The sequence below is a fragment of the Flavobacterium sp. UGB4466 genome (assembly GCF_903469665.1).
GTDB lineage: Bacteria > Bacteroidota > Bacteroidia > Flavobacteriales > Flavobacteriaceae > Flavobacterium > Flavobacterium lipolyticum.
In genome coordinates this window covers 1-512 of record NZ_CAGKLC010000272.1, presented here as the reverse complement: position 1 = coordinate 512, position 512 = coordinate 1, and the positions used below count along the sequence as shown (strand labels likewise).

Annotated in this window: 1 protein-coding gene; it reads left to right on the top strand. The window is 42.8% G+C overall.

Annotated elements, in window-relative coordinates; all coding sequences use genetic code 11:
- Positions 1-512: condensation domain-containing protein (locus JO950_RS22015; RefSeq protein ID WP_202704551.1), on the top strand; the 512-nt coding region annotated here is incomplete at both ends.

The following is a 512-nucleotide window of genomic DNA, read 5'->3' as shown; positions in this document are numbered from 1 at the left end:
CAGCATCTGACCCCATCGGATTTAACTTTCAAAGGATTGAGCGGGGCAGAGCTCTTAGAGCTTAACGCAGATAATACACTTGAGGATGTCTATGAGTTATCCCCTCTTCAGGAAGGTATCTACTACCACTGGCTGGCAGAAGATTCCAGCTCACTTTTTTTTGAGCAAGTTTCATGCAAGGTACGGGCCAAAGTATTGGATATAGAAAAGTTAAAAGGAGCTTATGATGATTTAACAGCCAGACATGCTGTTTTACGCAGTAGTTTCCGTAGTGAATATGCAGGGAGATCTTTGCAAATTGTAAGGAAAGAAGTAGCGAGTAATTTTACTTATCAGAAGCTTGATGACGAGGTACAGCTAGAGCTGATCAAGCAACAGGACAGGGAAAGAGGTTTTGATTTAAACAGTGGTTCTCAGATGCGTTTGCATGTTGTTGATCTGTCGCAAGGGGAGTATGAGTTTATCTGGAGCCATCATCATATCCTGATGGACGGTTGGTGTGTAAGTGTGCT